31 protein-coding genes are annotated in these 26,975 nt (G+C 68.5%); 30 read left to right on the forward strand and 1 reads right to left on the reverse strand.

What is annotated here, in order from left to right; genetic code table 11:
• The first annotated feature begins 127 nt into the window (after nucleotides 1-127).
• The 26 genes from ACK4TH_RS07905 (at nucleotide 128) to tatC (ending at nucleotide 22,998) form a co-directional block, all read left to right on the forward strand.
• On the forward strand, nucleotides 128-4,903 hold the full coding sequence (locus tag ACK4TH_RS07905) for a glutamate synthase-related protein (protein WP_409624733.1): 4,776 nt from the start codon (nucleotides 128-130) through the stop codon (nucleotides 4,901-4,903).
• Nucleotides 4,904-4,938: 35 nt separating this feature from the next.
• The gene (locus ACK4TH_RS07910) at nucleotides 4,939-6,405 is read left to right on the forward strand and encodes a glutamate synthase subunit beta (RefSeq protein ID WP_409624735.1); all 1,467 of its coding nucleotides are present in this window, start codon (nucleotides 4,939-4,941) and stop codon (nucleotides 6,403-6,405) included.
• A gap of 81 nt (nucleotides 6,406-6,486) precedes the next feature.
• Nucleotides 6,487-7,308 carry an ABC transporter ATP-binding protein gene (locus tag ACK4TH_RS07915; protein ID WP_409624738.1) on the forward strand — a complete coding sequence of 274 codons (822 nt, stop codon included), beginning with the start codon at nucleotides 6,487-6,489 and terminating at the stop codon, nucleotides 7,306-7,308.
• Entirely contained in the window at nucleotides 7,308-8,090 is a 783-nt protein-coding gene (gene mlaE, locus ACK4TH_RS07920) for a lipid asymmetry maintenance ABC transporter permease subunit MlaE (RefSeq protein WP_409624741.1), read from the forward strand. Before ACK4TH_RS07915 ends, mlaE begins: the two co-directional genes overlap by 1 nt.
• A 20-nt stretch (nucleotides 8,091-8,110) precedes the next feature.
• Nucleotides 8,111-8,581: an outer membrane lipid asymmetry maintenance protein MlaD gene (gene mlaD, locus ACK4TH_RS07925; RefSeq protein ID WP_409624744.1), complete on the forward strand. Its 471-nt coding sequence runs from the start codon at nucleotides 8,111-8,113 to the stop codon at nucleotides 8,579-8,581.
• Nucleotides 8,578-9,294 (forward strand): VacJ family lipoprotein, encoded by a 717-nt coding sequence (locus tag ACK4TH_RS07930; protein WP_409624747.1) that lies wholly within the window; start codon nucleotides 8,578-8,580, stop codon nucleotides 9,292-9,294. The genes mlaD and ACK4TH_RS07930 overlap by 4 nt, the downstream gene beginning before the upstream one ends.
• A gap of 66 nt (nucleotides 9,295-9,360) precedes the next feature.
• Nucleotides 9,361-10,035: a phospholipid-binding protein MlaC gene (locus tag ACK4TH_RS07935; protein WP_409624749.1), complete on the forward strand. Its 675-nt coding sequence runs from the start codon at nucleotides 9,361-9,363 to the stop codon at nucleotides 10,033-10,035.
• Between the two features lie 6 nt (nucleotides 10,036-10,041).
• Nucleotides 10,042-10,335 carry a lipid asymmetry maintenance protein MlaB gene (locus ACK4TH_RS07940; RefSeq protein WP_409624752.1) on the forward strand — a complete coding sequence of 98 codons (294 nt, stop codon included), beginning with the start codon at nucleotides 10,042-10,044 and terminating at the stop codon, nucleotides 10,333-10,335.
• A 12-nt stretch (nucleotides 10,336-10,347) separates the two neighbouring features.
• The gene (locus ACK4TH_RS07945; protein WP_409624756.1) at nucleotides 10,348-11,274 is read left to right on the forward strand and encodes an ABC transporter ATP-binding protein; all 927 of its coding nucleotides are present in this window, start codon (nucleotides 10,348-10,350) and stop codon (nucleotides 11,272-11,274) included.
• Entirely contained in the window at nucleotides 11,271-12,026 is a 756-nt protein-coding gene (locus ACK4TH_RS07950) for an ABC transporter permease (protein WP_409624758.1), read from the forward strand. Before ACK4TH_RS07945 ends, ACK4TH_RS07950 begins: the two co-directional genes overlap by 4 nt.
• 74 nt (nucleotides 12,027-12,100) lie before the next feature.
• Nucleotides 12,101-12,346, forward strand: a complete 246-nt coding sequence (locus ACK4TH_RS07955; RefSeq protein WP_409624818.1) for a BolA family protein — start codon at nucleotides 12,101-12,103, stop codon at nucleotides 12,344-12,346.
• Between the two features lie 10 nt (nucleotides 12,347-12,356).
• Complete coding sequence (gene murA, locus ACK4TH_RS07960; RefSeq protein ID WP_409624761.1) at nucleotides 12,357-13,631, forward strand: UDP-N-acetylglucosamine 1-carboxyvinyltransferase; 1,275 nt, start codon at nucleotides 12,357-12,359, stop codon at nucleotides 13,629-13,631.
• Nucleotides 13,628-14,308: an ATP phosphoribosyltransferase gene (gene hisG, locus ACK4TH_RS07965; protein WP_409624764.1), complete on the forward strand. Its 681-nt coding sequence runs from the start codon at nucleotides 13,628-13,630 to the stop codon at nucleotides 14,306-14,308. The genes murA and hisG overlap by 4 nt, the downstream gene beginning before the upstream one ends.
• A 78-nt stretch (nucleotides 14,309-14,386) precedes the next feature.
• Nucleotides 14,387-15,730 carry a histidinol dehydrogenase gene (gene hisD / locus ACK4TH_RS07970; protein ID WP_409624767.1) on the forward strand — a complete coding sequence of 448 codons (1,344 nt, stop codon included), beginning with the start codon at nucleotides 14,387-14,389 and terminating at the stop codon, nucleotides 15,728-15,730.
• On the forward strand, nucleotides 15,727-16,824 hold the full coding sequence (hisC, locus tag ACK4TH_RS07975) for a histidinol-phosphate transaminase (RefSeq protein WP_409624770.1): 1,098 nt from the start codon (nucleotides 15,727-15,729) through the stop codon (nucleotides 16,822-16,824). The genes hisD and hisC overlap by 4 nt, the downstream gene beginning before the upstream one ends.
• Nucleotides 16,821-17,438 (forward strand): imidazoleglycerol-phosphate dehydratase HisB, encoded by a 618-nt coding sequence (hisB, locus tag ACK4TH_RS07980; RefSeq protein WP_409624773.1) that lies wholly within the window; start codon nucleotides 16,821-16,823, stop codon nucleotides 17,436-17,438. Before hisC ends, hisB begins: the two co-directional genes overlap by 4 nt.
• A 32-nt stretch (nucleotides 17,439-17,470) precedes the next feature.
• A complete protein-coding gene (hisH, locus tag ACK4TH_RS07985; protein ID WP_409624776.1) occupies nucleotides 17,471-18,163 on the forward strand; it encodes an imidazole glycerol phosphate synthase subunit HisH in 693 nt (230 codons plus the stop codon).
• Between the two features lie 20 nt (nucleotides 18,164-18,183).
• Entirely contained in the window at nucleotides 18,184-18,924 is a 741-nt protein-coding gene (hisA, locus tag ACK4TH_RS07990) for a 1-(5-phosphoribosyl)-5-[(5-phosphoribosylamino)methylideneamino]imidazole-4-carboxamide isomerase (protein WP_068606186.1), read from the forward strand.
• Between the two features lie 2 nt (nucleotides 18,925-18,926).
• Nucleotides 18,927-19,727 (forward strand): imidazole glycerol phosphate synthase subunit HisF, encoded by an 801-nt coding sequence (gene hisF, locus ACK4TH_RS07995; RefSeq protein ID WP_409624780.1) that lies wholly within the window; start codon nucleotides 18,927-18,929, stop codon nucleotides 19,725-19,727.
• A gap of 5 nt (nucleotides 19,728-19,732) precedes the next feature.
• A complete protein-coding gene (gene hisI, locus ACK4TH_RS08000) occupies nucleotides 19,733-20,131 on the forward strand; it encodes a phosphoribosyl-AMP cyclohydrolase (protein WP_409624783.1) in 399 nt (132 codons plus the stop codon).
• Nucleotides 20,128-20,532, forward strand: a complete 405-nt coding sequence (locus ACK4TH_RS08005) for a phosphoribosyl-ATP diphosphatase (RefSeq protein WP_409624821.1) — start codon at nucleotides 20,128-20,130, stop codon at nucleotides 20,530-20,532. The genes hisI and ACK4TH_RS08005 overlap by 4 nt, the downstream gene beginning before the upstream one ends.
• A 22-nt stretch (nucleotides 20,533-20,554) precedes the next feature.
• The gene (locus ACK4TH_RS08010; RefSeq protein ID WP_409624786.1) at nucleotides 20,555-20,917 is read left to right on the forward strand and encodes a DUF4870 family protein; all 363 of its coding nucleotides are present in this window, start codon (nucleotides 20,555-20,557) and stop codon (nucleotides 20,915-20,917) included.
• A 33-nt stretch (nucleotides 20,918-20,950) separates the two neighbouring features.
• Complete coding sequence (locus ACK4TH_RS08015; protein WP_334154351.1) at nucleotides 20,951-21,310, forward strand: histidine triad nucleotide-binding protein; 360 nt, start codon at nucleotides 20,951-20,953, stop codon at nucleotides 21,308-21,310.
• Nucleotides 21,311-21,428: 118 nt separating this feature from the next.
• Complete coding sequence (gene tatA / locus ACK4TH_RS08020; protein ID WP_409624789.1) at nucleotides 21,429-21,668, forward strand: Sec-independent protein translocase subunit TatA; 240 nt, start codon at nucleotides 21,429-21,431, stop codon at nucleotides 21,666-21,668.
• Nucleotides 21,669-21,684: 16 nt separating this feature from the next.
• Nucleotides 21,685-22,185: a Sec-independent protein translocase protein TatB gene (gene tatB / locus ACK4TH_RS08025; RefSeq protein ID WP_409624792.1), complete on the forward strand. Its 501-nt coding sequence runs from the start codon at nucleotides 21,685-21,687 to the stop codon at nucleotides 22,183-22,185.
• Nucleotides 22,186-22,188: 3 nt separating this feature from the next.
• Nucleotides 22,189-22,998, forward strand: a complete 810-nt coding sequence (tatC, locus tag ACK4TH_RS08030) for a twin-arginine translocase subunit TatC (protein ID WP_409624795.1) — start codon at nucleotides 22,189-22,191, stop codon at nucleotides 22,996-22,998.
• Between the two features lie 6 nt (nucleotides 22,999-23,004).
• Here the strand turns inward: tatC and ACK4TH_RS08035 are convergent, their stop codons facing one another.
• Nucleotides 23,005-24,144 (reverse strand): S1C family serine protease, encoded by a 1,140-nt coding sequence (locus ACK4TH_RS08035; protein WP_409624798.1) that lies wholly within the window; start codon nucleotides 24,142-24,144, stop codon nucleotides 23,005-23,007.
• A gap of 125 nt (nucleotides 24,145-24,269) precedes the next feature.
• Here ACK4TH_RS08035 and ACK4TH_RS08040 point away from each other — a divergent pair, with 125 nt between their 5' ends.
• The 4 genes from ACK4TH_RS08040 to petA form a co-directional block, all read left to right on the forward strand.
• Nucleotides 24,270-24,416: a DUF3149 domain-containing protein gene (locus ACK4TH_RS08040; RefSeq protein ID WP_409624801.1), complete on the forward strand. Its 147-nt coding sequence runs from the start codon at nucleotides 24,270-24,272 to the stop codon at nucleotides 24,414-24,416.
• Between the two features lie 33 nt (nucleotides 24,417-24,449).
• On the forward strand, nucleotides 24,450-25,250 hold the full coding sequence (locus ACK4TH_RS08045; RefSeq protein WP_409624804.1) for a Nif3-like dinuclear metal center hexameric protein: 801 nt from the start codon (nucleotides 24,450-24,452) through the stop codon (nucleotides 25,248-25,250).
• Nucleotides 25,250-26,308 (forward strand): 4-hydroxythreonine-4-phosphate dehydrogenase PdxA, encoded by a 1,059-nt coding sequence (gene pdxA, locus ACK4TH_RS08050; protein WP_409624807.1) that lies wholly within the window; start codon nucleotides 25,250-25,252, stop codon nucleotides 26,306-26,308. Before ACK4TH_RS08045 ends, pdxA begins: the two co-directional genes overlap by 1 nt.
• 132 nt (nucleotides 26,309-26,440) lie before the next feature.
• On the forward strand, nucleotides 26,441-26,975 hold a 535-nt coding region (petA, locus tag ACK4TH_RS08055), incomplete at its 3' end, for a ubiquinol-cytochrome c reductase iron-sulfur subunit (protein ID WP_409624810.1).

A 26,975-nucleotide genomic window follows, 5' to 3' on the forward strand; every position in this document is an offset into this window, starting at 1 on the left:
CTAATAAATCCAACAAAATACCGTGAGCTTGTAAACAGTACTCTGACCCCAAATAAAGTGCTTGCCCGGTTTGCTGCAATGCACTATGCTGCGGTCCGTTTTTGTCAACCCGGCCAAGGAGTCAGGCGTGACCGCTACCCCCCACACCCTCGCTGCGCAGCACGGTCTGTACGACGCTGCCCTGGAACACGACGCCTGTGGCGTCGGCTTCGTCGCCCACATCAAGGGGCAAAAGAGTCACGCCATCGTGACGCAGGCGCTCAAGATTCTGGAAAACCTCGATCACCGCGGCGCGGTCGGGGCCGACCCGCTGATGGGCGACGGCGCCGGCATCCTGCTGCAGATTCCGGATCAGCTCTACCGCGAGGAGATGGCCAAGCAGGGCGTGACCCTGCCGCCCCCGGGCGAGTACGGCGTGGGCATGATCTTCTTGCCCAAGGAGCACGCCAGCCGTCTGGCCTGCGAGCAGGAGATGGAGCGCGCCATCAAGGCCGAAGGCCAGGTGCTGCTGGGCTGGCGCGATGTGCCCGTGAACAAGGACATGCCCATGTCCCCCACGGTGCGCAAAACCGAGCCCATCATCCGCCAGGTCTTTATCGGCCGCGGCAGCGACGTCATCGTGCAAGACGCGCTGGAGCGCAAGCTGTACGTGATCCGCAAGACGGCCAGCGCCGCCATCCAGCGCCTGCAGCTGACGCACAGCAAGGAATACTACGTGCCCAGCATGAGCAGCCGCACCGTGGTCTACAAGGGGCTGCTGCTGGCCAACCAGGTGGGTGAGTACTACCTGGATCTGCAGGATCCGCGTTGTGTGTCCGCGCTGGGGTTGGTGCACCAGCGTTTCTCGACCAACACCTTCCCCGAGTGGCCGCTGGCGCACCCGTACCGGTATGTGGCCCACAACGGCGAAATCAACACCGTCAAGGGCAACTACAACTGGATGCGCGCCCGCGAGGGCGTGATGGCCTCGCCGGTGCTGGGCGCGGACCTCAAGAAGCTCTATCCGATCAGTTTCGCTGGCCAGTCCGACACGGCCACTTTCGACAACTGTCTGGAGCTGCTGACCATGGCCGGCTATCCGCTGGCGCAGGCGGTCATGATGATGATCCCCGAGCCGTGGGAGCAGCACACGCTGATGGATGAACGCCGCCGTGCGTTCTACGAATACCACGCGGCGATGCTGGAGCCGTGGGACGGCCCGGCATCCATCGTCTTCACCGACGGCCGGCAGATCGGCGCGACGCTGGACCGCAACGGTCTGCGGCCGTCGCGCTATTGCGTCACGGACGACGACTTCGTCATCATGGCGTCCGAGTCCGGCGTGCTGCCCGTGCCCGAGAGCAAGATCGTGCGCAAGTGGCGCCTGCAGCCGGGCAAGATGTTCCTGATCGACCTGGAGCAGGGCCGCCTGATCGACGACGAGGAGGTCAAGGCGACGCTGGCCAACGCCAAGCCGTACAAGCAGTGGATCGAAAACCTGCGCATCCACCTGGACGATGTGCAGCGTCCGGTCGCCGGCGACGACGAGGCCAGCGTGCGCACCGTGGCCGACGAATCGTCCCACGCGGCGATGGAGCACGTGGACGCCCAATTGCTCGACCTGCAGCAAGCCTTTGGTTACACGCAGGAGGACATCAAGTTCCTGATGGCGCCGATGGCGCAAAACGGCGAGGAGGGCGTCGGCTCGATGGGCAACGACAGTCCGCTGCCCGTGCTGTCGGACCGGCCCAAGCCGCTCTACAACTACTTCAAGCAGCTGTTCGCGCAGGTCACGAACCCGCCGATCGACCCCATCCGCGAAGCGATCGTGATGTCGCTGGTGTCGTTCGTCGGCCCGCGCCCCAACCTGCTGGACATCAACCAGGTCAACCCGCCGATGCGGCTGGAGGTCAGCCAGCCCGTGCTCAACCATGCCGACATGGCCAAGCTGCGCGACATCGAGCGGCGCACCGGCGGTAAGTTCAAGAGCAGCACGCTGGACATCACCTATCCCGTGGGGTGGGGCAAGGAAGGGGTCGAGGCCAAGCTGGCCTCGCTGTGCGCCGAGGCCGTGGATGCCATTCGCAGCGGCAGCAACATCCTGATCGTGAGCGACCGCGGCGTCAACCGCGAGCGCGTGGCCGTGCCGGCGCTGCTGGCGCTGTCCGCCATCCACCAGCATCTGGTGCGCGAGGGCCTGCGCACGGCGACCGGTCTGGTGGTGGAGACCGGCAGCGCGCGCGAGGTGCACCATTTCGCGGTGCTGGCCGGCTACGGCGCCGAGGCGGTCCACCCCTATCTGGCGCTGGACACGCTCAAGGCCATCCACCAGGACCTGCCCGGCGATCTGTCGGCCGACAAGGCCATCGCCAACTACATCAAGGCGGTCGGCAAGGGTCTGTCCAAGATCATGTCCAAGATGGGCGTGTCCACGTACATGAGCTACTGCGGCGCGCAGCTGTTCGAGGCGGTGGGCATCAACAGCGCGACGATCGAGAAGTACTTCACCGGCACCGCCAGCCGTGTCGAGGGCATCGGTGTGTTCGAGATCGCCGAGGAGGCCATCCGCCTGCACCGGCGCGCCTTCGGTGACGACCCGCTGCTGACCGACATGCTGGACGTGGGCGGTGAGTACGCCTGGCGCGCGCGCGGCGAAGAGCACATGTGGACGCCCGACGCGATTGCCAAGCTGCAGCACGCCACGCGCGCCGGCAACTACGCCACCTACAAGGAGTACGCGCAGATCATCAACGACCAGTCGCGCCGCCACATGACGCTGCGCGGGTTGTTCGAGTTCAAGGTCGATCCGGCCAAGGCGATCCCGATCGAGGAGGTCGAGCCCGCCAGCGAGATCGTCAAGCGCTTTGCCACCGGCGCGATGTCGCTGGGCTCCATCAGCACCGAGGCGCACACGACGCTGGCCATCGCGATGAACCGCATCGGCGGCAAGAGCAACACCGGCGAGGGGGGCGAGGATCCGGCGCGCTACCGCAATGAGCTGAAAGGCATTCCGATCCGCAAGGGCCAGACGGTCGGCTCGATCATCGGTCCGGACAAGGTCGAGGTCGACTACGCGCTGCAGGACGGCGACAGCCTGCGCTCGCGCATCAAGCAGGTGGCCTCCGGGCGCTTCGGTGTCACGGCCGAGTACCTGGTCAGCGCCGACCAGATCCAGATCAAGATGGCGCAGGGCGCCAAGCCCGGCGAGGGCGGCCAACTGCCCGGCACCAAGGTGTCGGAGTACATCGGCTTTTTGCGCTACTCGGTGCCGGGCGTGGGCCTGATCAGCCCGCCGCCGCACCACGACATCTACTCAATCGAGGATCTGGCGCAGCTCATCCACGACCTGAAGAACGTCAACCCGCGCGCCGACATCTCGGTCAAGCTGGTCTCGGAAGTGGGCGTGGGCACGATCGCCGCCGGTGTGGCCAAGGCCAAGGCCGACCATGTCGTCATCGCTGGTCATGACGGCGGCACGGGCGCCTCGCCGTGGTCGTCGATCAAGCACGCCGGCAGCCCGTGGGAGATCGGTCTGGCCGAGACGCAGCAGACGCTGGTGCTCAACCGCCTGCGCGGCCGCATCCGCGTGCAGGTGGACGGCCAGATCAAGACCGGCCGCGATGTGGTGATCGGCGCGCTGCTGGGCGCGGACGAGTTCGGCTTTGCCACCGCGCCGCTGGTGGTGGAAGGCTGCATCATGATGCGCAAGTGCCACCTCAACACCTGCCCGGTGGGGGTGGCGACGCAGGACCCGGTGCTGCGCAAGAAGTTCGCCGGCAAGCCCGAGCACGTCGTCAACTACTTTTTCTTCGTCGCCGAGGAGGTGCGCGCCATCATGGCGCAGCTGGGCATCCGCCGCTTCGACGACCTGATCGGGCGCACCGATCTGCTCGACATGAAGAAAGGCATCGACCACTGGAAGGCCAAGGGGCTGGACTACAGCCGCCTGCTGTATCAGCCGCCCGCTTCGGCCGAGGTGGCCCACCGCCATGTCGAGACGCAGGACCACGGGCTGAGCCGCGCGCTGGACGTCAAGCTCATCGAGAAGTCGCGCCCGGCCATCGAGCGTGGCGAAAAGGTGCACTTCATCGAAAGCGTGCGCAATGTCAACCGCACCGTCGGCGCCATGCTGTCGGGCGAGGTGACGCGCCACCACCCCGAGGGGCTGCCGGACGACACCATCCGCATCCAGATGGAAGGCACCGGCGGCCAGTCGTTCGGCGCCTTCCTGTGCAAGGGCATCACGCTGTACCTGATCGGCGACGCCAACGACTACACCGGCAAGGGCCTGTCGGGCGGTCGCATCGTCGTGCGGCCGAGCATCGACTTCCGCGGCGATGCCGGGCAGAACATCATCGTCGGCAACACGGTGCTGTACGGCGCCACGCGCGGGGAGGCGTTCTTCCGCGGCGTGGCGGGCGAGCGCTTCGCGGTGCGCCTGTCGGGTGCCACCGCCGTGGTGGAGGGCACCGGCGACCACGGGTGCGAATACATGACCGGCGGCACCGTGGTGGTGCTCGGCAAGACCGGGCGCAACTTTGCCGCCGGCATGAGCGGCGGCATCGCCTACGTCTACGATGAGGACGGGATGTTTGCCAAACGCTGCAACACGGCGATGGTGGCGCTCGACCGCGTGGTCACCAGCGCCGAGCAGGAGGCGACCGTGGACCCCGCCGTCTGGCACCGCGGCCAGACCGACGAGGCGCAGTTGCGCCAGCTGCTGGAGGACCACCACCGCTGGACCGGCTCGACCAAGGCGCGCGCGCTGCTGGACGACTGGGCGACCGCGCGCACGCGCTTCGTCAAGGTCTTCCCGCACGAGTACAAGCGCGCGCTGGCCGAAAACGCCACCAAACGCACTGCCGCTCCGGCCGAGCCCGCTGCCACCAAGCCGGCCAAGGCCCGCAAGACCGCCGCAGCCTGAGCGCCACCGACCATTGCATCACGAGGCAACCGATCATGGGAAAGATCACCGGCTTCATGGAATTCGAGCGCATCGAGGAGGGCTATCAGCCCCCCGCCGAGCGACTCAAGCACTACCGCGAATTCGTCATCGGGCTGGATGACGCGCAGGCCAAGGTGCAGGGGGCACGCTGCATGGACTGCGGCACACCGTTTTGCAACAACGGCTGCCCCATCAACAACATCATTCCGGACTTCAACGATCTGGTCTATCGCGGTGACTGGAAGAACGCCATCGCCGTGCTGCACAGCACCAACAACTTCCCCGAGTTCACCGGGCGCATCTGCCCGGCGCCGTGCGAGGCGGCGTGCACGCTCAACATCAACGACGATCCGGTGGGCATCAAGTCCATCGAACACGCCATCATCGACCGCGCCTGGGCCGAAGGCTGGGTCGTGCCCCAGCCGCCCAAGGCCAAGACGGGCAAGAAGGTGGCTGTCGTGGGTTCCGGCCCGGCCGGGCTGGCGGCGGCGCAGCAACTGGCGCGCGCCGGCCACGACGTGACGGTGTTCGAGAAGAACGACCGCATCGGCGGCCTGCTGCGCTACGGCATCCCCGACTTCAAGATGGAGAAGTGGCTGATCGACCGCCGCATCGAGCAGATGCAGGCCGAGGGCGTGACCTTCCGTACCCGGGTGCTGGTCGGCGCCCTGCCCGACGGCAGCAAGGTCACCAACGACGCGCGCGATGCGGTCAGCCCCGAGCAGCTGCGCGCCGAGTTCGACGCCGTGCTGCTGTGCGGTGGCGCCGAGCAGCCGCGCGACCTGCCGGTGCCGGGGCGCGAACTGGACGGCATCCATTTCGCGATGGAGTTTCTGCCGCAGCAGAACAAGGTCAACGCCGGCGACAAGCTCAAAAAGCAGATCTCTGCGGCTGGCAAGCACGTGGTCGTCATCGGCGGTGGTGACACCGGCAGCGACTGCGTCGGCACCAGCAACCGCCACGGCGCGGCCAGCGTGACGCAGTTCGAAGTGATGCCGCAGCCGCCGGCGCAGGAGAACAAGCCGCTGACGTGGCCGTACTGGCCGCTGAAGCTGCGCACCAGCTCCAGCCACGAGGAAGGCTGCCAGCGCGAGTTCGCCATCGCCACCAAGGCGTTCGTCGGCAAGAACGGCAAGGTCACGGCCGTGCGCACCGTCCATGTCGAGATGAAGGACGGCAAGCTGGTCGAGATTCCCGGCACCGAGAAGGAGTACAAGGCCGACCTGGTGCTGCTGGCGATGGGCTTCGTGTCGCCGATCGCATCGGTGCTGGACGCCTTTGGCGTCGAGAAAGACGCGCGCGGCAACGCCAAAGCCACCACCGAGCTGGTCGGCGGCTATGCCACCAACGTGCCGAAGGTGTTTGCCGCCGGCGATATGCGCCGCGGCCAGTCGCTGGTGGTGTGGGCGATCCGTGAAGGCCGTCAGGCCGCGCGCGCGGTGGACGAGTTCCTGATGGGGCACTCCGTCCTGCCCCGTTGACCCGCGGTGCCCGGCGCACTTCCGGGTAATCCCGTATGATTCGGCAGCCGGCTCGACCGGCTGCTGTCATTTTTTGCCTCTATGAATGCCCCCGCCCTCGTCGAACTGCGCGACGTCGTCTTCGGCTACGACGAGCGGCCCGTGCTCGACCGGGTCAGCCTGCACGTGCCGCGCGGCAAGGTGACGGTGCTGATCGGCACCTCCGGCGGTGGCAAGACCACGCTGCTGCGCCTGATCGGCGGGCAGCTGCGCGCGCGCAGCGGGCAGGTGCTCTTCGATGGCGAGGACGTCGGCGCGCTGGACCGCGACGGGCTGTACCGGGTCCGGCAGCGCATGGGGCTGCTGTTCCAGTTCGGCGCGCTGTTCACCGACCTGTCGGTGTTCGACAACGTGGCCTTTCCGCTGCGCGAGCACACGCGCCTGCCCGAGGCGCTGATCCGCGACATCGTGCTGATGAAGCTGCACGCGGTGGGCCTGCGCGGCGCGCGCGACCTGATGCCGGCCGAGCTCTCCGGCGGCATGGCGCGGCGCGTGGCGCTGGCGCGCGCGATCGCGCTCGACCCGGAGCTGATCATGTACGACGAGCCGTTCTCGGGGCTGGATCCGATCTCGCTCGGCACCGCCGCGCGGCTGATCCGCCAGCTCAACGACACGCTGGGCCTGACCAGCATCATGGTGTCGCACGAGCTGGAGTCCACCTTCGCGGTGGCCGACCACATCGTCGTGCTGGCCAACGGCCGCGTGGCGATGGAGGGCACGCCCGACGAGGTGCGCTACAGCGACGATCCGCTCATCCGGCAGTACGTCATGGCCTCGCCGGACGGGCCGGTGCGCTTCCACTACCCCGCGCGGCTGGTGGAGGAGGACTACGGGCCGGCCGTGGCGGCCGGGGGAGGGCGGTGATGCGCTACTGGCATCCGGCCGACGTGGGGCTGGCGGTGCGCGCCAAGCTGGCCGACCTCGGGCTGGGCGCGCGGCTGTTCGCGCGGCTGCTGCTCGGCACCTGGGCCAGTTTCCGGCGTTTCGGGCTGATCCGCGACCAGATCCACTTCCTTGGCAACTATTCGCTGTCCATCATCGCCGTCTCGGGGCTGTTCGTCGGCTTCGTGTTCGGGCTGCAGGGCTACTACACGCTGCAGCGCTACGGCTCGTCGGAGGCGCTGGGCCTGCTGGTGACGCTGAGCCTGGTGCGCGAGCTGGGGCCGGTGGTGACGGCGCTGCTGTTCGCCGGCCGCGCCGGCACCTCGCTGACCGCCGAGATCGGCCTGATGAAGGCCGGCGAGCAGTTGAGCGCCATGGAGATGATGGCGGTGGACCCGATCGACCGGGTGCTGGCGCCGCGCTTCTGGGGCGGGGTGATCGTGATGCCGCTGCTGGCGGCGGTGTTCAGCGCGATGGGCATCATCGGCGGCTGGGTGGTGGGTGTGCTGATGATCGGCGTGGACGGCGGCGCGTTCTGGAGCCAGATCCAGGGTGGCGTGGATGTCTGGTCCGACGTCGGCAACGGCATCGTCAAGAGCGTGGTGTTCGGCATCGCGGTGACGTTCATCGCGCTGCTGCAGGGCTTCGATTCGAACCCGACGCCGGAGGGGGTCTCGCGCGCGACCACGCGCACCGTGGTGATGGCGTCGCTGACCGTGCTGGGGCTGGACTTCATCCTGACCGCGCTGATGTTCACGATCTGATCCGGGGAAGGATTCGACGGATGCAACGTTCCAAGATCGATGTGTGGGTGGGCCTGTTCGTGCTGATCGGCGCGGCGGCCATCCTGTTTCTGGCGCTGCAGGCGGCCAACCTGCTCAACCTGAGCCTGGCGCCGACGTACCGCGTGACGGCTACGTTCGACAACGTCGGCTCGCTCAAGCCCAAGGCGGCGGTGCGCAGCGCCGGCGTGGTGGTGGGGCGCGTGGAGTCGATCGCCTTCGACGACCAGACCTTCCAGGCGCGCGTGGTGCTGGCGCTGGAGTCGCGCTACGCCTTCCCGAAGGACAGCTCGTTCAAGATCCTGACCAGCGGGCTGTTGGGCGAGCAGTACATCGGTGTGGAGCCGGGCGGGGCCGACGAGAACCTGGCCCAGGGCGACGTGGTGACCCGCACGCAGTCGGCCGTGGTCCTGGAAAATCTGATCGGCCAGTTCCTGTTCAACAAAGCCGCCGAGGCGGGAGACGGCAAATGAATCTTTGGTGCCTGCGCAGCCGGGTCGCGCGCGGGGTCGGTCTTGGGATGGCCCTGGGGGCCCTGGCCGGTTGTGCCACCGGGCCCGACGCGCATCCGCGCGACCCCCTGGAGCCGTTCAACCGTGGCGTCTACCAGTTCAACGAGGCGGTGGACCGCGCGGTGCTCAAGCCTGTCGCCGAAGGCTATGTGGCGGCCGTGCCTGGGCCGGTGCGCACGGGAGTGGGCAACTTTTTTGGCAACCTGCGTGACCTGTGGTCCGCGGTGAATGCGGCTTTGCAAGCCCGTCCGCAGCCCGCGGTGGAAAACGCCATGCGCTTTGGCGTCAACACGGTCCTCGGCTTCGGGGGGGTGATCGACCTGGCGACGGAGATGGGCATCCCGCGCACGACGCTGGACTTTGGCCACACCCTGGGCCGCTGGGGCGTGCCGTCCGGGCCGTATTTGGTGCTGCCGCTGTTGGGCCCGTCCAGCGTGCGCGAGACGGTAGCGCTGCCCATCGACCGCCGGGCGGACCCCGTGTCCCAAGGCATCGACGATGTGGCAACCCGCAACACCGCCCAGACGCTGCGGCTGGTGGATACGCGCGCCACCCTGCTGCGCGCGGGCGATCTGCTGGAACAGGCGGCGCTGGACAAATACGGGTTCACGCGCGACGCCTATCTGGCGCGGCGCCAAAGCCAGGTCGATGCGGCCCGCGGCGACGATGACTGACGTGTGACGGCCGTAACCATGGGTAACCGACCGGAACCTGCGACCGCCCCCCTGACCCCAATGGACATGAGCAAGCCGACCCTACCCCTTTCTGCCCGCCCAGTGGGTGCGATCTCCGGCCGCCGCCAGTGGCTGACCCGGATGGCCGTGGTCGCCGTGACCGCGCTGCCGGCCTGGCCGCTGCGGGCTCAGGCCGTGGAGGCCCCCGATGCGCTGATCCAGCGCGTGGCCAACGACGTGTTCGAGACCGTCAAGCGCGACCCGGCGATCCGCAACGGCGACATGGCCCGCATCGTCGAGCTGGTGGACACCAAGCTGATGCCGCATGTCAATTTCGAGCGCATGACATCGTCCGCGGTGGGCCGCTTCTGGCGTCAGGCCACGCCCGAGCAGCGCCAGCGTCTGCAGGCGGAGTTCAAGACCCTGCTGGTGCGTACCTACGCCGGCGCGCTGACGCAGATTCGCGACCAAACGCTGGTGATTCGCCCGCTGCGCGCGGCGGCGGGTGCGACCGAGGTGGTCGTGCGCTCCGAAATCCGCGGCAAGGGCGACCCGATCCAGCTCGACTACCGGCTGGAGCAAACCCCGTCGGGCTGGAAGGTGTACGACCTGAATGTGCTGGGCGTGTGGCTGGTCGAGACCTACCGCACCCAGTTCGCGCAGGAAATCGGCGCCAAGGGCATCGATGGGCTGATCGACGCGCTGGCCGAGCGCAACCGGGCCAACGCCCAGCGGGGCTGAGCCGCCATGGACGCTCCGCTCGCCGTGACCCTGCCGGCGCTGCCCGCCACCCTGACGCATGCGCAGGCGGCGGCCTATCTGGCGCAGTGCCGCGCGGCGCTGACCGCCGCGGGCCGCGGCGCGACGGTGCAGCTGGATGCCTCGGCCCTGCACGAGTTCGACTCCTCCGCGCTGGCAGTGCTGCTCGCGGTGCGGCGCGAGGTGCTGGCGCTCGGGGCGCAGTGGCGGCTGAATGGCCTGAACGAGCGGGCGCGGGTGCTGGCCGGTTTGTACGGCGTGGCCGAACTGCTGCCGGCGTAAAATGACCGATTTATGTCCGCCGCCGTCTCTTTCCAGCAGATCAACAAGCGTTTCGACACCTCGCGCGGGCCGCTGCAGGCGCTCCAGGATGTGACGTTCGACATCCAGCCGGGCGAATTCTTCGGTCTGCTCGGCCCCAACGGCGCGGGCAAGACCACCCTCATCAGCATTCTGGCGGGCCTGAGCCGGCCGACCCGCGGGCGCGTCACCGTGTTTGGCGCCGATGTGCACGCGCAGCCCATGGAGGCCCGGCGGCGACTCGGCATCGTGCCGCAAGAGCTGGTGTTCGACCCCTTCTTCACGGTGCGCGAGGCCCTGCGCTTTCAGTCCGGCTACTTTGGCATCCAGGGCAACGGCGCATGGATCGACGAGCTGCTGACCGGGCTGGGGCTGGCCGACAAAGCCGACACCAACATGCGCCAGCTCTCCGGCGGCATGAAGCGCCGCGTCATGGTGGCGCAGGCGCTGGTGCACCGGCCCCAGGTCATCGTGCTGGACGAGCCGACCGCCGGCGTGGATGTGGAGCTGCGGCAGACGTTGTGGGCCTTCATCTCGCGCCTCAACCGCGACGGCTGCACCGTGCTGCTGACCACCCACTATCTGGAGGAGGCCGAGGCCCTGTGCGGCCGCATCGCGATGCTGCGGGCCGGCCGCGTGATCGCGCTGGAGCGCACCGCCGAGCTGTTGCGCCGCGCCTCGTCCAACGTGCTGCATTTCAAGACCGATCAGGTCCTGCCGGACGCGCTGGCCGCGCGCGCCCGTGTGACGGGCCGCATCAAGCAGATCAAGGTGCACGACGCCTACGAGGTCGAGCAGACGCTGGCGGCGCTGCGCCAGGCCGGCATCGTCATGGAAGACATCGAGGTCCACAAGGCGGACCTGGAGGATGTGTTTCTGGAGCTGATGGCCGGGCAAGCGGACGGGGAGGGGCGCGCGTGAGTGGCTGGCAGACCCTGTTTCTGAAAGAGGTGCTGCGGTTCTGGAAGGTGGCCTTCCAGACCGTGGCGGCGCCGATCGTCACGGCGATTTTGTACCTGCTGATCTTCGGCCATGTGCTGGAGGAGCATGTGCAGGTCTACGACGGCGTGGGCTATACGGCCTTTTTGCTGCCGGGGCTGGCGATGATGAGCCTGCTGCAAAACGCATTTGCCAACAGCTCGTCCAGCCTGATCCAGAGCAAGATCATGGGCAATCTGGTCTTCGTCCTGCTCACCCCGCTGTCGCACCGCGCCTGGTTTGCGGCGTACGTCGGGTCGTCCGTGGTGCGCGGGCTGGTGGTCGGCGCTGGGGTGCTGCTGGTGACGGCCTGGGCGGCGGACCTGCGTTTCGCGCATCCGCTGTGGATCGTGGCGTTTGCCGTGCTGGGAGCCGGGCTGCTGGGTTCGCTGGGGGTCATCGCGGGGCTGTGGGCCGAAAAATTCGACCAGATGGCCGCCTTCCAGAACTTCATCATCATGCCGATGACGTTCCTCTCCGGCGTGTTTTATTCCATCCATTCGCTGCCCCCCTTCTGGCAGACCGTCAGCCACCTCAATCCGTTTTTCTACATGATCGATGGGGCGCGCTACGGCTTTTTCGGGGTCAGTGACGTATCGCCGTGGCTGAGTCTGGCGGTGGTGGCGGGGGCTTTCCTGGCCGTGGCCGCCCTGACCTTGCACCTGCTGCGCATCGGGTACAAGATCCGCCATTGACCCTGGGCCATCGATTCCGCGCGGCGCGCAAAGCGCACCGCGCCGACCTGCCGCTTTGCCCTCCACCTCCCATGATGACTGCCGACCAACTCCGCTCCCTCATCGCTGCCGGCCTGCCCTGCGACCATCTGGAGGTGTCCGGCGACGGCCGCCACTGGGCGGCGGTGATCGTCTCGCCCGCGTTCGAGGGGCGGCGTGCCGTGCAGCGCCACCAGATGGTCTACGCCACGCTGGGCCAGCGCATCCACACCGACGAGGTGCATGCGCTGTCCATGAAGACCTACACCCCGGCCGAGTGGCGTGCCACCGGCCGCGCCTGAGGGGGTGAGGATGGACCGGCTCCTGATCCGTGGCGGCCAGCGCCTGCATGGCGAGGTGCTCGTCTCCGGCGCCAAGAACGCGGCGCTGCCCGAGCTGTGCGCGGCGCTGCTGACCGACCAGCCGGTGGTGCTGCGCAACGTCCCCCGGCTGCGTGACGTGGCCACCATGCGCACGCTGCTGGAGCGCATGGGCGTGCAGGTGCAAACGCATGGTGAGCGCGGCGGCATGACGCTGCACGCCGCGGCGGCGCTGGATCCGGTTGCGCCGTACGAACTGGTCAAGACCATGCGCGCCTCGGTGCTGGTGCTGGGGCCCCTGGTGGCCCGCTGCGGTCAGGCGCGGGTGTCGTTGCCGGGTGGGTGTGCCATCGGCTCGCGGCCGGTGGATCAGCACATCAAGGGCCTGCAGGCCATGGGGGCCGAGATCGCGGTCGAGCACGGCTACATCGAGGCCCGATTGCCCGCCGGCCGCTCGCGCCTGCGCGGCGCGCGCATCACCACCGACATGGTCACCGTGACTGGCACCGAAAACCTGATGATGGCCGCCACGCTCGCCGAGGGCGAGACCGTGCTGGAAAACGCCGCTCAGGAGCCGGAGGTGGTCGATCTGGCCGAGATGCTGATCCGCATGGGCGCGTGCATCGAGGGGCACGGCACCAGCCGCATCCGCATCGAAGGCGTGCCGGCCTTGGGCGGCACCGAACACACCGTGGTGGCCGACCGCATCGAGGCCGGCACCTTCCTGTGCGCGGTGGCGGCCACCGGCGGCGAGGCCTGGTTGCGCGGTGGGCGGGGGGATCACCTCGATGCCGTCATCGACAAGCTGCGCGAGGCAGGCGCCACCGTGCAGGCCGATGCCACCGGTATCCGCGTGCGCTCGCCGGGCGGCGCGGCCCTGCGCGCGCAGAGCTTTCGCACGACCGAATACCCGGGCTTCCCGACCGACATGCAGGCGCAATTCATGGCGCTCAACTGCGTCGCTCAGGGGCCCAGCGCCGTCACCGAGACGATTTTCGAGAACCGCTTCATGCATGTGCAGGAGCTGGCCCGGCTGGGGGCGCGCATCCACATCGATGGGCGCACCGCCGTCGTCGAGGGCGGCCAGCGCCTGACCGGCGCTGCCGTCATGGCGACCGATCTGCGCGCGTCGGCCAGCCTGGTGATTGCCGGGCTGGTGGCCGATGGCGAGACGGTCGTCGACCGCATCTACCACCTGGACCGCGGCTACGACCGGATGGAGCGAAAGCTGCAGGCCCTGGGGGCCGACATCGAAAGGATCGCATGAGCGCCGAAACCGTCACCCTGGCCCTGTCCAAGGGCCGCATTTTCGAGGAGACGCTGCCCCTGCTGCGCGCCGCCGGCATCGAGGTGCTGGAGGACCCTGACACCTCGCGCAAGCTGATCCTGCCCACCAACCGGCCCGAGGTGCGCGTGGTGCTGGTGCGTGCCACCGACGTGCCGACCTATGTGGAGCACGGCGGGGCTGACCTGGGCGTGTGTGGCAAGGACACGCTGATCGAGCACGAGGCCGCCTGGGGCGATGCGGCCCAGGTGGGGCTGTATCGGCCGCTGGATCTGGGCATCGCCCGCTGCCGCATGAGCGTGGCCGTACCGGCGGACTTCGACTACGTGCGCGCCGTGCGCCAGGGCGCGCGCCTGCGTGTCGCGACCAAGTACGTCGCCATCGCGCGCGAGTTTTTTGCCAGCAAGGGTGTGCATGTGGATCTGATCAAGCTCTACGGGAGCATGGAGCTGGCGCCCCTGACCGGGCTGGCCGACGCCATCGTCGATCTGGTGTCCACGGGCAACACGCTCAAGGCCAACCGGCTCGTGGAGGTGGAGCGCATCATGGACATTTCCTCCCAGCTCGTGGTGCGGCCGACCTCGCTCAAACTCAAGCGTGCGCGCATTCGCCCCATTCTGGACGCCTTCGCGCGGGCAGTGGCGGCCCCCATCGTCTGAGTCGCCGACCCCGCCGCTGCCGCCCGCAGGCTGCGCGGGCGGCCCCGCTTTCCCCGCTGTGCTGCGACAATCGTGCCCATGACTGCTGCCGATACCCCCCGAGCCCGGCCCCTGCGGCTGGATACCGCCGATGCCGACTTCGAGGCGCGTTTTGCGGCCCGCCTGCATTGGTCGGCGGACACCGATGCGGCGATCGAATCGCGCGTGGCGGCGATCCTGGCCGACGTGCGGGCCCGGGGCGATGCGGCGGTGCTCGAGTACACCCGCCGGTTCGACGCGGTGGAGGCCGAGCGCGTGGCCGACCTGGAGCTGGGCGCCGATGTGTTGCGCGCCGCCTTCGAGGCTATCCCCGCCGAGCAGCGCGAGGCACTGCAACAGGCCGCCGCGCGCGTGCGCCGCTACCACGAGGCGCAACTCGAAGCCTGTGGCCGCTCGTGGCAGGTTCGCGATGCCGATGGCACGCTGCTCGGCCAAAAAGTGACGCCGCTGGACCGCGTCGGCATCTACGTGCCGGGCGGCAAGGCCGCCTACCCGTCCAGCGTGTTGATGAACGCCATCCCCGCCCACGTCGCCGGCGTGCCGGAGATCGTGATGGTCGTGCCGACGCCGCGCGGCGAGCGCAACCCGCTGGTGCTGGCCGCTGCGCACGTCGCGGGGGTGAGCCGCGCGTTTGCGATCGGTGGGGCGCAGGCGGTGGCGGCGCTGGCCTACGGCACGGCGACCATTCCCCAGGTGGACAAGATCACCGGCCCGGGCAATGCCTACGTCGCCAGCGCCAAGAAGCATGTGTTCGGCATCGTCGGCATCGACATGATCGCGGGGCCGAGCGAGATCCTGGTGTTGGCCGACGGCACCACGCCGCCCGACTGGGTGGCGATGGATCTGTTCAGCCAGGCCGAGCACGACGAGCTGGCGCAGTCCATCCTGCTGTGCCCGGACGCGGCCTATCTGGATGCGGTGCAGGCCGCCATCGACCGGCTGCTGCCGACGATGCCGCGCGCGGACATCATCGTGCGCAGCCTCGAGGGCCGGGGCGCGCTGATCCGCACCCGCAGCATGGAGGAGGCCTGCGCGCTGAGCAACCGCATCGCGCCCGAGCACCTGGAGATCGCCAGCCGCGAGCCGCACCGCTGGGAGCCGCTGCTGCGCCATGCGGGGGCCATCTTCCTGGGTGCCTACACCAGCGAGAGTCTGGGCGACTACTGCGCCGGCCCCAACCATGTGTTGCCCACCAGTGGCACGGCGCGCTTTTCCAGCCCGCTGGGGGTGTACGACTTTCAAAAGCGCTCCAGCCTGATCGAAGTCAGCGCCGAGGGGGCGCAGACGCTGGGGCGCATCGCGTCGGTGCTGGCGCACGGCGAGGGCCTGACCGCCCACGCGCGCGCCGCCGAGCTGCGCCTGCGCGAGGAGGGCGCGGCATGAACCCGTTGTTGGAGGCCGCGCTGCAGCGCATCCGCCAGGACGTGCAGGGCATGCACGCCTACGCCATTCAGGATGCGACCGGCCTGATCAAGCTGGACGCGATGGAAAACCCCTACCCGCTGCCCGAGGCGCTGCAACACGCGCTCGGCCAGCGGTTGGGTGCGGTGGCCGTCAACCGCTACCCGGGCCCGCGCATCGAGGACCTCAAACGCGCGCTGGCGGCGCACGTCGGGCTGCCCGCAGGTGCCGCGCTCATGCTGGGCAACGGCTCGGACGAGCTGATCAGCCTGCTGGCGATGGCCTGCGACCGGCCGGGCGCGGCCATCCTTGCGCCGGTGCCGGGCTTCGTCATGTACGCCATGAGTGCCCAGTTGCAGGGGCTGGCCTTCCACGGCGTGCCGCTGGCGCCCGACTTTGCCCTCGACGAGGCGGCGATGCTCGAGGCCATCGCCCGGGTTCGGCCGGCCATCACCTACTTGGCCTATCCCAACAACCCGACGGCCAACTGCTGGGATCCGGCCGCGATCCGGCGCCTGATTGCCGCCGTCGGCGCGGTGGGGGGGCTGGTCGTCATGGACGAGGCCTACCAGCCCTTTGCCAGCCACACCTGGCTCGACGAATGGCGGGCCGACCCGGTCGCCCACGGCCATGTGCTGGTCATGCGCACGCTCTCCAAGTTCGGCCTGGCCGGCGTGCGCTTGGGCTACCTGATCGGGGCGGCGCCGCTCGTGGCGCAGATCGACAAGGTGCGTCCGCCCTACAACGTCAGTGCCCTCAATGCCGAGTGTGCGCTGTTCGCGCTGGAGCACGCGGACGTGTTTGCCGAACAGGCCGCGGCGATCCGCGCCGAGCGGCAGCGGTTGATGCACGCCCTGGCCGCGTTGCCCGGCGTGCAGCCCTACCCCAGCGAGGCGAACATGATTCTCGTGCGGGTGCCCGATGCCGCCAAGGCGTTTGCCGGCCTGCGCGCGCGTGGCGTCCTCGTGAAGAATGTTTCTACAATGCACCCGATGCTTGCCAACTGCTTGCGGCTGACCGTGGGCACCCCCGCCGAGAACGAGGCGCTGCTCGCGGCGCTGCCGCCATCGCTATGACCACCCTGCCTGCTCCCAGCGCCACCGCCCGCACCGCGGACGTCCAGCGCGTGACGGCCGAGACCCAGATCCGCGTGCGCGTGGACCTCGACGGCACCGGCCGCGCCCGGCTCGACACCGGCATCGGCTTTTTCGACCACATGCTGGATCAGATCGCCCGTCACGGGCTGATCGACCTGGAAATCGAGTGCCGCGGCGACCTGCACATCGACGGACACCACACGGTGGAGGACGTCGGCATCACCCTCGGACAGGCGGTGGCGCGCGCGGTCGGTGACAAGCGCGGCATTCGCCGTTACGGTCACGCCTATGTGCCGCTGGACGAGGCGCTGTCGCGCGTGGTGGTGGATTTTTCCGGACGCCCGGGCCTGCACATGGACGTGCGGTTCACGGCCGGGATGATCGGCCAGCTCGACACCCAGCTCGTTTACGAGTTTTTTCAGGGCTTCGTCAACCACGCCGGCGTGACGCTGCACATCGACAACCTCAAGGGCCACAACGCCCACCACCAGTGCGAGACGATTTTCAAGGCGTTCGCGCGCGCCCTGCGCGCCGCGCTGGAGCGCGACCCCCGGCTGGGCGATGTCGTCCCCTCGACCAAGGGTAGCCTGTGAGGCCGGTGCACACCGATTCTCCCTCCGCCACGATGAACATTCCGGTCAGGCGCGAGACGGTTGCGGTCGTCGACTACGGCATGGGCAATCTGCGCTCGGTGGCGCAGGCGGTCATCCATGCGGCGCTGGCCACCGACCATGTCGATGTGGTCGTGACCGCGAGTCCGCAGGTGGTGCGCGATGCGCACCGTGTCGTGCTGCCGGGGCAGGGCGCCATGCCCGACTGCATGGCCGAGCTGGAGCGCAGCGGCCTGCGCGAGGCGGTCCTGCACGCCGCGGCCACCAAGCCGCTCTTCGGGGTGTGTGTCGGCATGCAGATGCTGCTGGACCACTCCGAGGAAGGCGACACGGCCGGGCTGGGCCTGATCGCCGGTCAGGTGGTGCGGTTTCGCCTGGAGGGCCAAAGCCAGCCGGACGGCAGCCGCTTCAAGGTGCCGCAGATGGGCTGGAATCGGGTGTGGTACGGCTTCGAGCACGGCGCCGCCGAGCGGCCTGCCCCCCATCCGCTGTGGGCCGGCATTCCGGATGGCAGCTACTATTATTTCGTGCACAGCTACCACGCCCATCCGGCCGACCCGGCCCATGCCGCCGGCATGACCGAGTACGGCGTGCGCTTTGCCAGCGCCATCGCGCGCGACAACCTGTTCGCCACCCAGTTCCACCCCGAAAAAAGCTCGGCTCAGGGGTTGGCGCTGTACCGCAACTTCCTGCACTGGAACCCCTGAAGCCCCACCCCCGACGAGCCATGCTGCTGATCCCTGCCATCGACCTGAAAGACGGTCAGTGCGTGCGCCTCAAGCAAGGCGACATGGACCAGTCCACCGTGTTCAGCGACGACCCCGCCGCCATGGCCCGCCATTGGGTCGAGCAGGGTGCGCGTCGCCTGCACCTGGTGGACCTCAACGGTGCCTTCGCCGGCAAACCCCGCAACGAGGCCGCCATCCGCAGCATCCTGCGCGAGGTCGGCGACGAAGTCGATGTGCAGCTCGGCGGCGGCATTCGTGACCTCGACACCATCGAGCGCTACCTGGACGCCGGACTGCGCTACGTCATCATCGGCACCGCGGCGGTCAAGAATCCCGGCTTCCTGCAGGACGCCTGCACGGCGTTTGGCGGTCACATCATCGTTGGGTTGGACGCCAAGGACGGCAAGGTCGCCACCGACGGCTGGAGCAAGCTCACCGGCCATGAGGTGGTGGACTTGGCGCGCAAGTTCGAGGACTACGGCGTCGAGTCCGTCATCTACACCGACATCGGCCGCGACGGCATGCTCACCGGCATCAACATCGAGGCCACGGTGCGGCTGGCGCAGGCCCTGTCCATCCCGGTCATCGCCTCGGGTGGGCTGTCCAACCTGGACGATGTCCGCCGGCTGTGCGAGGTCGAGTCCGAGGGCGTGGAGGGCGTCATCTGCGGTCGTGCCATCTACAGCGGCGATTTGGACTACGCCGCGGCGGTCCGCCTCGTCGACGGCGTGGGTGCCTGACGATGCTGGTCAAGCGCATCATCCCGTGCCTGGACGTCACCGGCGGGCGCGTCGTCAAGGGTGTCAACTTCGTCGAGCTGCGTGACGCCGGCGACCCGGTGGAGATTGCCGCGCGCTACAACGAGCAGGGCGCCGACGAGCTGACGTTTCTGGACATCACGGCCACCAGCGACGGGCGCGACCTCATCCTGCCGATCATCGAGGCGGTGGCGAGCCAGGTGTTCATTCCTCTCACGGTGGGTGGCGGCGTGCGCACCGTGGAGGACGTGCGCCGGCTGCTCAATGCTGGGGCGGACAAGGTCAGCTTCAATTCCGCTGCCATCGCCAATCCCCAGGTCATCCGCGATGCGTCGGGCAAGTACGGCTCGCAGTGCATCGTCGTGGCCATCGACGCCAAGCGGCGCACGGCCGACGAGTGCCAACGCCCCGGCCCGGACGGCCGACCCCTGGGGCCCGGATGGGACGTCTATTCCCACGGGGGGCGCAAAAACGTCGGGCTGGATGCGGTGGCCTGGGCGCGCCAGATGGCGGACTTTGGCGCGGGCGAAATCCTGCTCACCAGCATGGACCGCGATGGCACCAAGGCGGGCTTCGACCTCGAACTCACCCGTGCCGTCAGCGATGCCGTGGATGTGCCCGTGATCGCCTCGGGCGGGGTGGGTCACCTGGACCACCTGGTGGACGGCATCCGCATCGGCGGTGCCGACGCGGTGCTCGCGGCCAGCATCTTCCACTACGGCGAATACACCATCGCCCAGGCCAAGCAGCGCATGGCCGAGGCGGGCATCCCGGTGCGGAGGTGAGGGGCATGGCCGACTGGCTCGATCGGATCAAGTGGGACGCACAGGGCCTGGTGCCCGTGATCGCCCAGGAGCGCGGGACTGGCGATGTGCTGATGTTCGCTTGGATGAACCGCGAGGCTCTGCAAAAGACCGCCGAACTCGGCCGCGCCGTCTACTACAGCCGCTCGCGCGGCCGCCTGTGGTACAAGGGGGAGGAATCCGGCCATGTGCAGCAGGTGCACGAAATCCGCCTCGACTGCGACGACGACGTGGTGCTGCTGCAGGTGACGCAACTGGGCCACGAGCCGGGCATCGCCTGCCACACCGGGCGCCACAGTTGCTTTTATCAGCGCCTGGACACGCAGCGCGGCGAGTGGCAGGCGGTCGATCCGGTGCTCAAGGAACCGCAATCCATCTACCGCTGACCATGACCGACACTCCGCCGCTCGACACCTTGTTGCGCCTGGCCGCCGTCATCGACAGCCGCAAACCAGCCGCCGGTGGCGACCCCGAGCGCAGTTACGTCGCGCGCCTGCTGCACAAGGGGCCGGATGCCTTCCTGAAAAAGATCGCCGAGGAGGCAGGCGAAGCCGTGATGGCCGCCAAGGACCTGCAGCACGGCGCCGGCAGCGCGCAGGCTTTCGTTGGCGAGGTGGCCGACCTCTGGTTCCACAGCCTGATCGCGCTGGCGCATTTCGGCCTCGGGCCGGCCGACGTGGTGGCCGAACTGGCGCGCCGCGAGGGGCTGTCTGGGCTGGAAGAAAAAGCCCTGCGCAAGGCCCGCGCGCGCGAGGCCGAGGCGCAGTCCCCACCCGCCCAACCGTGAGCGCGACCCGCAGGAGGCGCACATGTCGGCCCCACCCGTGATCGACGTCACACCCAAGACCCCCGAGCAACTCGCCAGCCTGCGCCGGCTGACGCTGGCGGTCTATATCCTCTACGCGGCCTCGTGGTTCGTCGCCGTGACCGCGCTCGTGGGCATCATCGTCAACTACGTCAAGCGCGAGGATGTCGCCGGCACGCTCTACGAGAGCCATTTCACCTGGCAGATCCGCACCTTCTGGTGGAGCCTGCTGTGGGCTGCGCTCGGCTTTCTCACGCTCGTCGTCGGGGTGGGCGCGGTGATTTTGCTCGCCGCGGCCGTTTGGTCCCTGTACCGGCTGGTCAAAGGTTTTTTGTACTGGAACGACCGCCGGCCCATGCCCGTCTGATTCGCTCCCCTTCCGATCCCGACCCGACCGACCATGTCGCACGACCCCAACTGCATCTTTTGCAAGATCGTCGCCGGCCAGATCCCCAGCCGCAAGGTCTACGAAGACGACGAGCTGTACGCCTTCCACGACATTCAGCCCTGGGCGCCGGTGCATTTTTTGATCGTCCCCAAGGCGCACATTCCGTCCATGGCCCAGTTGACCGCCGAGCACGAGCGCTTGATGGGCCGCTTGATGGTGCTCGCCCCGCGTCTGGCGCTGGAGCAGGGCTGCCTGCCGTACCCGGAAGGGGGGTTCCGCATCGTCGCCAACACCGGCGAGCACGGCGGGCAGGAGGTGCACCACCTGCATGTGCACGTCATCGGCGGCCCGCGCCCCTGGCGCAAGGGCTGACCCCATCCCCGCGCCCTTTCGGGCACAATCGCGGCATTCCCGCGCCCGGGCGAACCCCCGGCGCTGCGTAGAATCGAACATGGCATCGGGGCCGGCTGCCCCGTCGTTGGAGTAGAACATGGGCAGTTTTTCCATTTGGCACTGGCTGGTCGTCCTGCTGATCGTGGTGCTGGTCTTTGGCACCAAGAAGCTCAAGAACATCGGGTCCGACCTGGGCAGTGCGGTCAAGGGCTTCAAGGACGGCATGCGCGACGGCAGCGCGTCGGAGTCGTCGTCCACCGCCACGGCGCAGGTGGGACAGGACAAGGCGGCCGCCGAAAAGACCACCATCGACGTCGACGCCAAGACCAAGTCGTGAGCGCGGCCGCCCCCGCATGATCGACCTCGGTATTTCCAAGCTCGCCCTCATCGGGGTCGTGGCGCTCGTCGTCATCGGCCCCGAGAAGCTGCCGCGCGTAGCCCGCACCGTGGGCGCGCTGCTGGGCAAGGCGCAGCGCTACGTGGCCGAGGTCAAGGCCGAGGTCAACCGCACCATCGAGCTCGAAGAGCTCAAGCGCATGAAAGAGGCGGTCGAAAAGACCGCCCGCGACGTCGAGACCCAGGTCAGCTCGACCGCGGCCGATTTCGAGCGCGAATGGTCCGAGGTGACGGCCGGACTCGAAGGCCAGTCGTCATCGGTCTCATCGACGTCGTACGACGATTTGGCGTCCATCGGTGCGCCGGTGTATCCCGAGTATCGGCGGCCGAAAAAGAACTTTCGCCTCAAGCGCCAGGCCGTGCCCCAGTGGTACAAGGCCCGCACCGGCGTGCGCACCCGGGCCCTGTCCGGCGCAGCGCGCGTGGCGCGCTACCGTCCCAAGACTCCCCTGCGCTGATTCATGGCCGATCCCCGAGACTCCGCCGACGAGCTCGCCGGCACCGAGCAGCCGTTCGTCGCGCACCTGATGGAATTGCGTGACCGCATCCTGTACGCCCTGGGGGGCGTGGGGGTGTGCATGGTGCTGCTCGCCATCTGGCCCGGCCCGAGCGGCCTCATCGACCTGATCGCCGTGCCGATCCGGGCGCACATGCCGCCGGATGTCAAGCTCATCGCGGTCGGGGTGTTCACCCCGTTTTTCGTGCCACTCAAGGTCCTGATGATGGCGGGGCTGCTGCTGGCGCTGCCCTGGGTCATTTACCAGATTTGGGCGTTCGTCGCGCCGGGCCTGTACAGCCACGAAAAGCGCTTTGCCCTGCCGCTCATCATCATCGGCAGCCTGTTGGCCTACCTGGGCATCGCGTTCGTCCAGTTTTTCGTGCTGGACAAGATGTTTGCTTTCATCCAGGGCTTCACCCCGGCCAGCGTCAACGCCACGCCGGACATCGCCTCTTATGTGGAGGCGATTCTGTCGCTCTACCTCGCCTTCGGTCTGGCCTTCCAGGTCCCGGTGGTGGTGATGCTGATGGTGCGCTTCGAGATGGTGTCCATCGACAAGCTCAAGTCCTTTCGCGGCTACTTCATCGTCGTGGCCTTCATCATTGCGGCGGTGGTCACCCCGCCCGATGTGATTTCGCAGCTGGCACTGGCCATTCCGATGTGCCTGCTGTACGAACTGGGCATCATCGGCGCGCGCTGGTTCGCGCGCGGCAAACCCAGCACCGAAGCGGAAGCCTCCTCGTCCGCGACGGACGGCTCCTCTTCGTCGTGACGCGCGTCAACGCGCAGCGGCAGACGGCCGGCGCGCGGGGACGACGGTCAGCGTGCGTGCACCGTCTCGCCGCTGCACCTCCAACTCGGCAGGCGTGCCGGGTTGGAGTTCCGCCACCGCGGCGAGCAGGCCCGCCACGTCTCGAATGGGCGTCCCCCCGACGCGGCTGATGATGTCCCCCGGGCGGATGCCGGCATTGGCCGCGGGCCCGTCCTGGAGGACGCCCGTCACGATCACCCCGCTGGCCTGCGGCACGCCAAAATGTTCGGCCAGCTCGGGTGTCAGCTCTTGCGGCTCCACGCCGATCCAGCCGCGCGTGACGGCGCCGTCGCGCACGATGGCCTCCATCACCTCCCGCGCCGTCGCCATCGGGATGGCAAAGCCGATGCCCATCGAGCCGCCCGAGCGGGAATAGATGGCCGTGTTGATGCCGACCAGGTGCCCCTCGGCGTCCACGAGTGCGCCGCCGGAGTTGCCCGGGTTGATTGCCGCATCGGTCTGGATGAAGTTTTCGAAGGTGTTGATGCCGAGCTGGCTGCGTCCCAGGGCACTGACGATGCCGGCGGTCACCGTCTGCCCCACGCCGAACGGGTTGCCGATCGCCAGCACCCGGTCGCCCACCTCCAGCGACTCGGAGCGTCCCAGGACGATCACCGGCAAATCGGGCAGGGCAATGCGCAGCACCGCCAGATCGGTGTCGGGGTCGGTGCCGATGACCTGGGCCGGTGCTTGCCGGCCGTCGCTGAGCTGTACGAGGATCTCGTCCGCCTCTTCGATCACGTGGTTGTTGGTCAGGATGTAGCCGGCCGGGCTGACGATCACGCCCGACCCCAGTCCGGCCTGGGGTTGGAACTCCGGCCGGTCGCCAAAGAAAAACCGGAACCACGGCTCCTGCGCATGCGGGTGGCGCACCGCTTTGCTGGTGCTGATGCTCACCACCGCGGGAGCGGCGGCCCGCGCCGCGGCACTCAGGCTGGCTCCGGCGATGGTGGGGCTGCGGGTGTCGGGCTCGACCTCGAAGACCGGCACCACGCTCGACAGCGAGGGCCGTTGGGTCAACCAGTGCGGCTTGAGCGTCGCCACCACGAACCAGATGGCCAGCAGCACGGTGACGGTCTGGGAGAAGATCAGCCAGTGGCGCTTCATGGACACTTTCCGCCGGCGGCCCGCCGGCCAAACCCCTGAGTGCATCAGGGTTGATATGGGTCAACACGGCTCCCGCCGTCCCCGGCTCCAATAGACCAGCGATTCAAACGATGCAGGAGCGCAGTATGAAAGCGATTGTGGACCTTTTTTCGACCGATTACGGGCTCATGAGCGCCGGGGTGATTGCCTTCATCGTCGTCATGGCGGTGTGGTTCTACCGCTTCTTCTCGCGCAAGATGGCCGAGTCCGAGCGCGCCGCCGGCAAGCCCTGACGGTCCGTGCCCGGGCGGTGCGACAATCCGCCCATGCAGGATCTGCCCCCCTCCGCCGCGGACGTCGCATCTGGCGGCACCACCCGTGACGCCCTGTTGGCGGCGCTGGACGCGCTGCTGGAGCCGGCGCGTTTTCAGGACTATGGCCCCAACGGATTGCAGGTCGAGGGGCGCCGGCCGATCCGCCGCTTGGTCAGCGGCGTCACCGCCAGTTTGGCCTTGATCGAGGCGGCCATCGACGCCGGTGCCGATGCCATTTTGGTCCACCACGGCCTGTTTTGGCGCGGACAGCGCGGCACCATCACCGGCTGGATGAAAACCCGCCTGCAGCGGCTGCTGACGCACGACATCAATCTGTATGCATACCACCTGCCGCTCGATGCGCATGCCGAACTGGGCAACAACGCCCAACTCGGGCAGCGCCTGGGCTTTGCGCCGCTGAGCGAGGGGTGGGGGCGGTTTGGGGAGCAGCAGCTCGGCTTTCTGGGGGGGGGTGATGCGCGGGACGTGGCCGCATTGGCCGCCCGGGTCGAAGCGGTGCTGGGCCGGCGCATCACCTGCGTGCCGGGGGACGGTCGGCCGATCCGCCGGGTGGCGTGGTGCAGCGGCGGTGCGCAGGGCTATTTCGAGGCCGCCATCGCGGCGGGCGCCGACGCCTTTTTGACCGGTGAAATCTCCGAACCCCAGGCGCACCTGGCGCGCGAGTGTGGTGTGGCCTTCCTGGCGTGCGGGCACCACGCCACGGAACGCTTCGGTGCGCCGGCCGTCGGCGCGCATGTGGCCGCCCAGCTCGGCATCGAGCACCGTTTCATCGACATCGACAACCCCGCCTGATGGACGCGCCCCGCTTGCCCGCCGACGGGGGCGACGCCCCCATCGCCATCACCATGGGGGATGCGGCCGGCATCGGCCCGGAGATCGTGGCCGAAGTGTTCCGCCGCTGGCCGGAGTGGTCGTCCCGCTGCGTGGTGGTGGGGGATTTGGCCGTGATGCGGCGCGCGGCGCAGGTGAGCGGGGGTCTGCTGCCGGTGGCCGTGCTGGATGGGCCGGGTCAGGCGGCGCACGTCCCGCCGCGGTGCGTGCCCGTGTGGCCCGTGGTGTCGATCCCGGCGCTGCCGCGCTTTGGCGAGATCAGTGCCGTGGCGGGCCGGGCGGCCGCCGATGCCGTCATCGCCGCCGCCCATGCCGCGCTGCGCGGCGAGGTCGGCGCCATCGTCACGGCCCCCTTGCACAAAGCCGCCCTGGCCGCTGCCGGCGTCGATGTGCCCGGCCACACCGAACTGCTGCAACGCATCGCCGCGCAGGCACGCGGCTTGACGCCGGCCGAACTGCCGGTGCGCATGATGCTGTCCAACGACGCGTTGCGCACCGTGCTCGTCAGCATCCATGTCGCCTTGCGCGAGGCGATCGAGGCCGTCACCGAGGCGGCGGTCTGGGAGACGCTGCGCATCACCCACGACCATTTCTGCGGTCTGCTGGGCTGGCCGCGCTGCCGCATCGCTGTCGCCGGCCTCAATCCGCACGCGGGCGAGGGCGGACTGTTCGGGCGGGAGGAGATCGACGCCATCGCCCCGGCCATCGCCCGGGCGCAGGCCGCCGGGTGGGCGGTCACCGGCCCGCACCCCCCCGACACCGTGTTCATGCGCGCGCGGGCCGGGGAGTTCGACGTGGTCATCGCCATGTACCACGACCAGGGGCTCATCCCGGTGAAGTACCTGGGGCTCGAGCGGGGCGTCAACACCACGCTGGGCCTGCCGTTCGTGCGCACCAGCCCCGACCATGGGACGGCGTTCGACCTGGCGGGGCGGGGGCTGGCCGATCCCTCCAGCCTGCTGGCGGCGCTGGAGTCGGCCTGGGCGATGCGTGCGCGGCGGGCGACGGCGGCGGTTTGACCTGCCGACGTCATGGATCAGGGTTTGTCCGAACGGCGATCCCTTACAATGCGCAGTGGCTTTTGTGCGCAGGCCGCCCGGTGGCGGTGCGCGCGTTCCGTCTTGCTCCAGCCTTTCAGAAAGACCTCCCCCATGAGCGAAGCCAACCTAGACCAAGACCGCCGGACCTGGCTGATCACCTCGTGTGCCGTGGGTGGCGCGGGCGTGGCCGCCGTTGCGGTCCCCTTCGTCCGTTCGTTCTCGCCGTCCGAGCGCGCCAAGGCCGCCGGCGCGTCGGTGGAGGTGGACGTCTCCAAGCTCCAGCCCGGCGAAAAGGTCGTCGTGGAATGGCGGGGCAAGCCGGTGTGGGTCATGCGCCGCACACCGGAGCAACTGGCGTCGCTGGAGCAGGTCGAGTCCCAACTGGCCGACCCCGAGTCTGACCGCAAGGCGTACCCGACGCCGCCGTATGCGAAGAACCGCCACCGCTCGATCAAGCCCGAAATCCTGGTTGCGGTGGGCATTTGCACGCACCTGGGCTGCTCGCCCGTGGACAAGCTGCAGCCCGGTCCGCAGCCATCGCTGCCGGACGACTGGAAAGGCGGCTTCCTGTGCCCCTGCCACGGCTCCACCTTCGACAGGGCGGGCCGGGTGTTCACCAACAAGCCCGCGCCGGACAACCTCGAAG

It is taken from the genome of Tepidimonas sp. (assembly GCF_046292505.1).
Lineage (GTDB): Bacteria > Pseudomonadota > Gammaproteobacteria > Burkholderiales > Burkholderiaceae_C > Tepidimonas.

Bases quoted from the DNA above. Each gene is read 5' to 3' on its own strand.
- ACK4TH_RS07910 (WP_409624735.1), top strand. From the start codon at position 4,939: ATGGGAAAGATCACCGGCTTCATGGAATTCGAGCGCATCGAGGAGGGC.
- ACK4TH_RS07915 (WP_409624738.1), top strand. From the start codon at position 6,487: ATGAATGCCCCCGCCCTCGTCGAACTGCGCGACGTCGTCTTCGGCTAC.
- mlaE (WP_409624741.1), top strand. From the start codon at position 7,308: ATGCGCTACTGGCATCCGGCCGACGTGGGGCTGGCGGTGCGCGCCAAG.
- mlaD (WP_409624744.1), top strand. From the start codon at position 8,111: ATGCAACGTTCCAAGATCGATGTGTGGGTGGGCCTGTTCGTGCTGATC.
- ACK4TH_RS07930 (WP_409624747.1), top strand. From the start codon at position 8,578: ATGAATCTTTGGTGCCTGCGCAGCCGGGTCGCGCGCGGGGTCGGTCTT.
- ACK4TH_RS07935 (WP_409624749.1), top strand. From the start codon at position 9,361: ATGAGCAAGCCGACCCTACCCCTTTCTGCCCGCCCAGTGGGTGCGATC.
- ACK4TH_RS07940 (WP_409624752.1), top strand. From the start codon at position 10,042: ATGGACGCTCCGCTCGCCGTGACCCTGCCGGCGCTGCCCGCCACCCTG.
- ACK4TH_RS07945 (WP_409624756.1), top strand. From the start codon at position 10,348: ATGTCCGCCGCCGTCTCTTTCCAGCAGATCAACAAGCGTTTCGACACC.
- ACK4TH_RS07955 (WP_409624818.1), top strand. From the start codon at position 12,101: ATGACTGCCGACCAACTCCGCTCCCTCATCGCTGCCGGCCTGCCCTGC.
- murA (WP_409624761.1), top strand. From the start codon at position 12,357: ATGGACCGGCTCCTGATCCGTGGCGGCCAGCGCCTGCATGGCGAGGTG.
- hisG (WP_409624764.1), top strand. From the start codon at position 13,628: ATGAGCGCCGAAACCGTCACCCTGGCCCTGTCCAAGGGCCGCATTTTC.
- hisD (WP_409624767.1), top strand. From the start codon at position 14,387: ATGACTGCTGCCGATACCCCCCGAGCCCGGCCCCTGCGGCTGGATACC.
- hisC (WP_409624770.1), top strand. From the start codon at position 15,727: ATGAACCCGTTGTTGGAGGCCGCGCTGCAGCGCATCCGCCAGGACGTG.
- hisB (WP_409624773.1), top strand. From the start codon at position 16,821: ATGACCACCCTGCCTGCTCCCAGCGCCACCGCCCGCACCGCGGACGTC.
- hisH (WP_409624776.1), top strand. From the start codon at position 17,471: ATGAACATTCCGGTCAGGCGCGAGACGGTTGCGGTCGTCGACTACGGC.
- hisA (WP_068606186.1), top strand. From the start codon at position 18,184: ATGCTGCTGATCCCTGCCATCGACCTGAAAGACGGTCAGTGCGTGCGC.
- hisF (WP_409624780.1), top strand. From the start codon at position 18,927: ATGCTGGTCAAGCGCATCATCCCGTGCCTGGACGTCACCGGCGGGCGC.
- hisI (WP_409624783.1), top strand. From the start codon at position 19,733: ATGGCCGACTGGCTCGATCGGATCAAGTGGGACGCACAGGGCCTGGTG.
- ACK4TH_RS08010 (WP_409624786.1), top strand. From the start codon at position 20,555: ATGTCGGCCCCACCCGTGATCGACGTCACACCCAAGACCCCCGAGCAA.
- ACK4TH_RS08015 (WP_334154351.1), top strand. From the start codon at position 20,951: ATGTCGCACGACCCCAACTGCATCTTTTGCAAGATCGTCGCCGGCCAG.
- tatA (WP_409624789.1), top strand. From the start codon at position 21,429: ATGGGCAGTTTTTCCATTTGGCACTGGCTGGTCGTCCTGCTGATCGTG.
- tatB (WP_409624792.1), top strand. From the start codon at position 21,685: ATGATCGACCTCGGTATTTCCAAGCTCGCCCTCATCGGGGTCGTGGCG.
- tatC (WP_409624795.1), top strand. From the start codon at position 22,189: ATGGCCGATCCCCGAGACTCCGCCGACGAGCTCGCCGGCACCGAGCAG.
- ACK4TH_RS08035 (WP_409624798.1), bottom strand. From the start codon at position 24,144: ATGAAGCGCCACTGGCTGATCTTCTCCCAGACCGTCACCGTGCTGCTG.
- ACK4TH_RS08040 (WP_409624801.1), top strand. From the start codon at position 24,270: ATGAAAGCGATTGTGGACCTTTTTTCGACCGATTACGGGCTCATGAGC.
- ACK4TH_RS08045 (WP_409624804.1), top strand. From the start codon at position 24,450: ATGCAGGATCTGCCCCCCTCCGCCGCGGACGTCGCATCTGGCGGCACC.
- pdxA (WP_409624807.1), top strand. From the start codon at position 25,250: ATGGACGCGCCCCGCTTGCCCGCCGACGGGGGCGACGCCCCCATCGCC.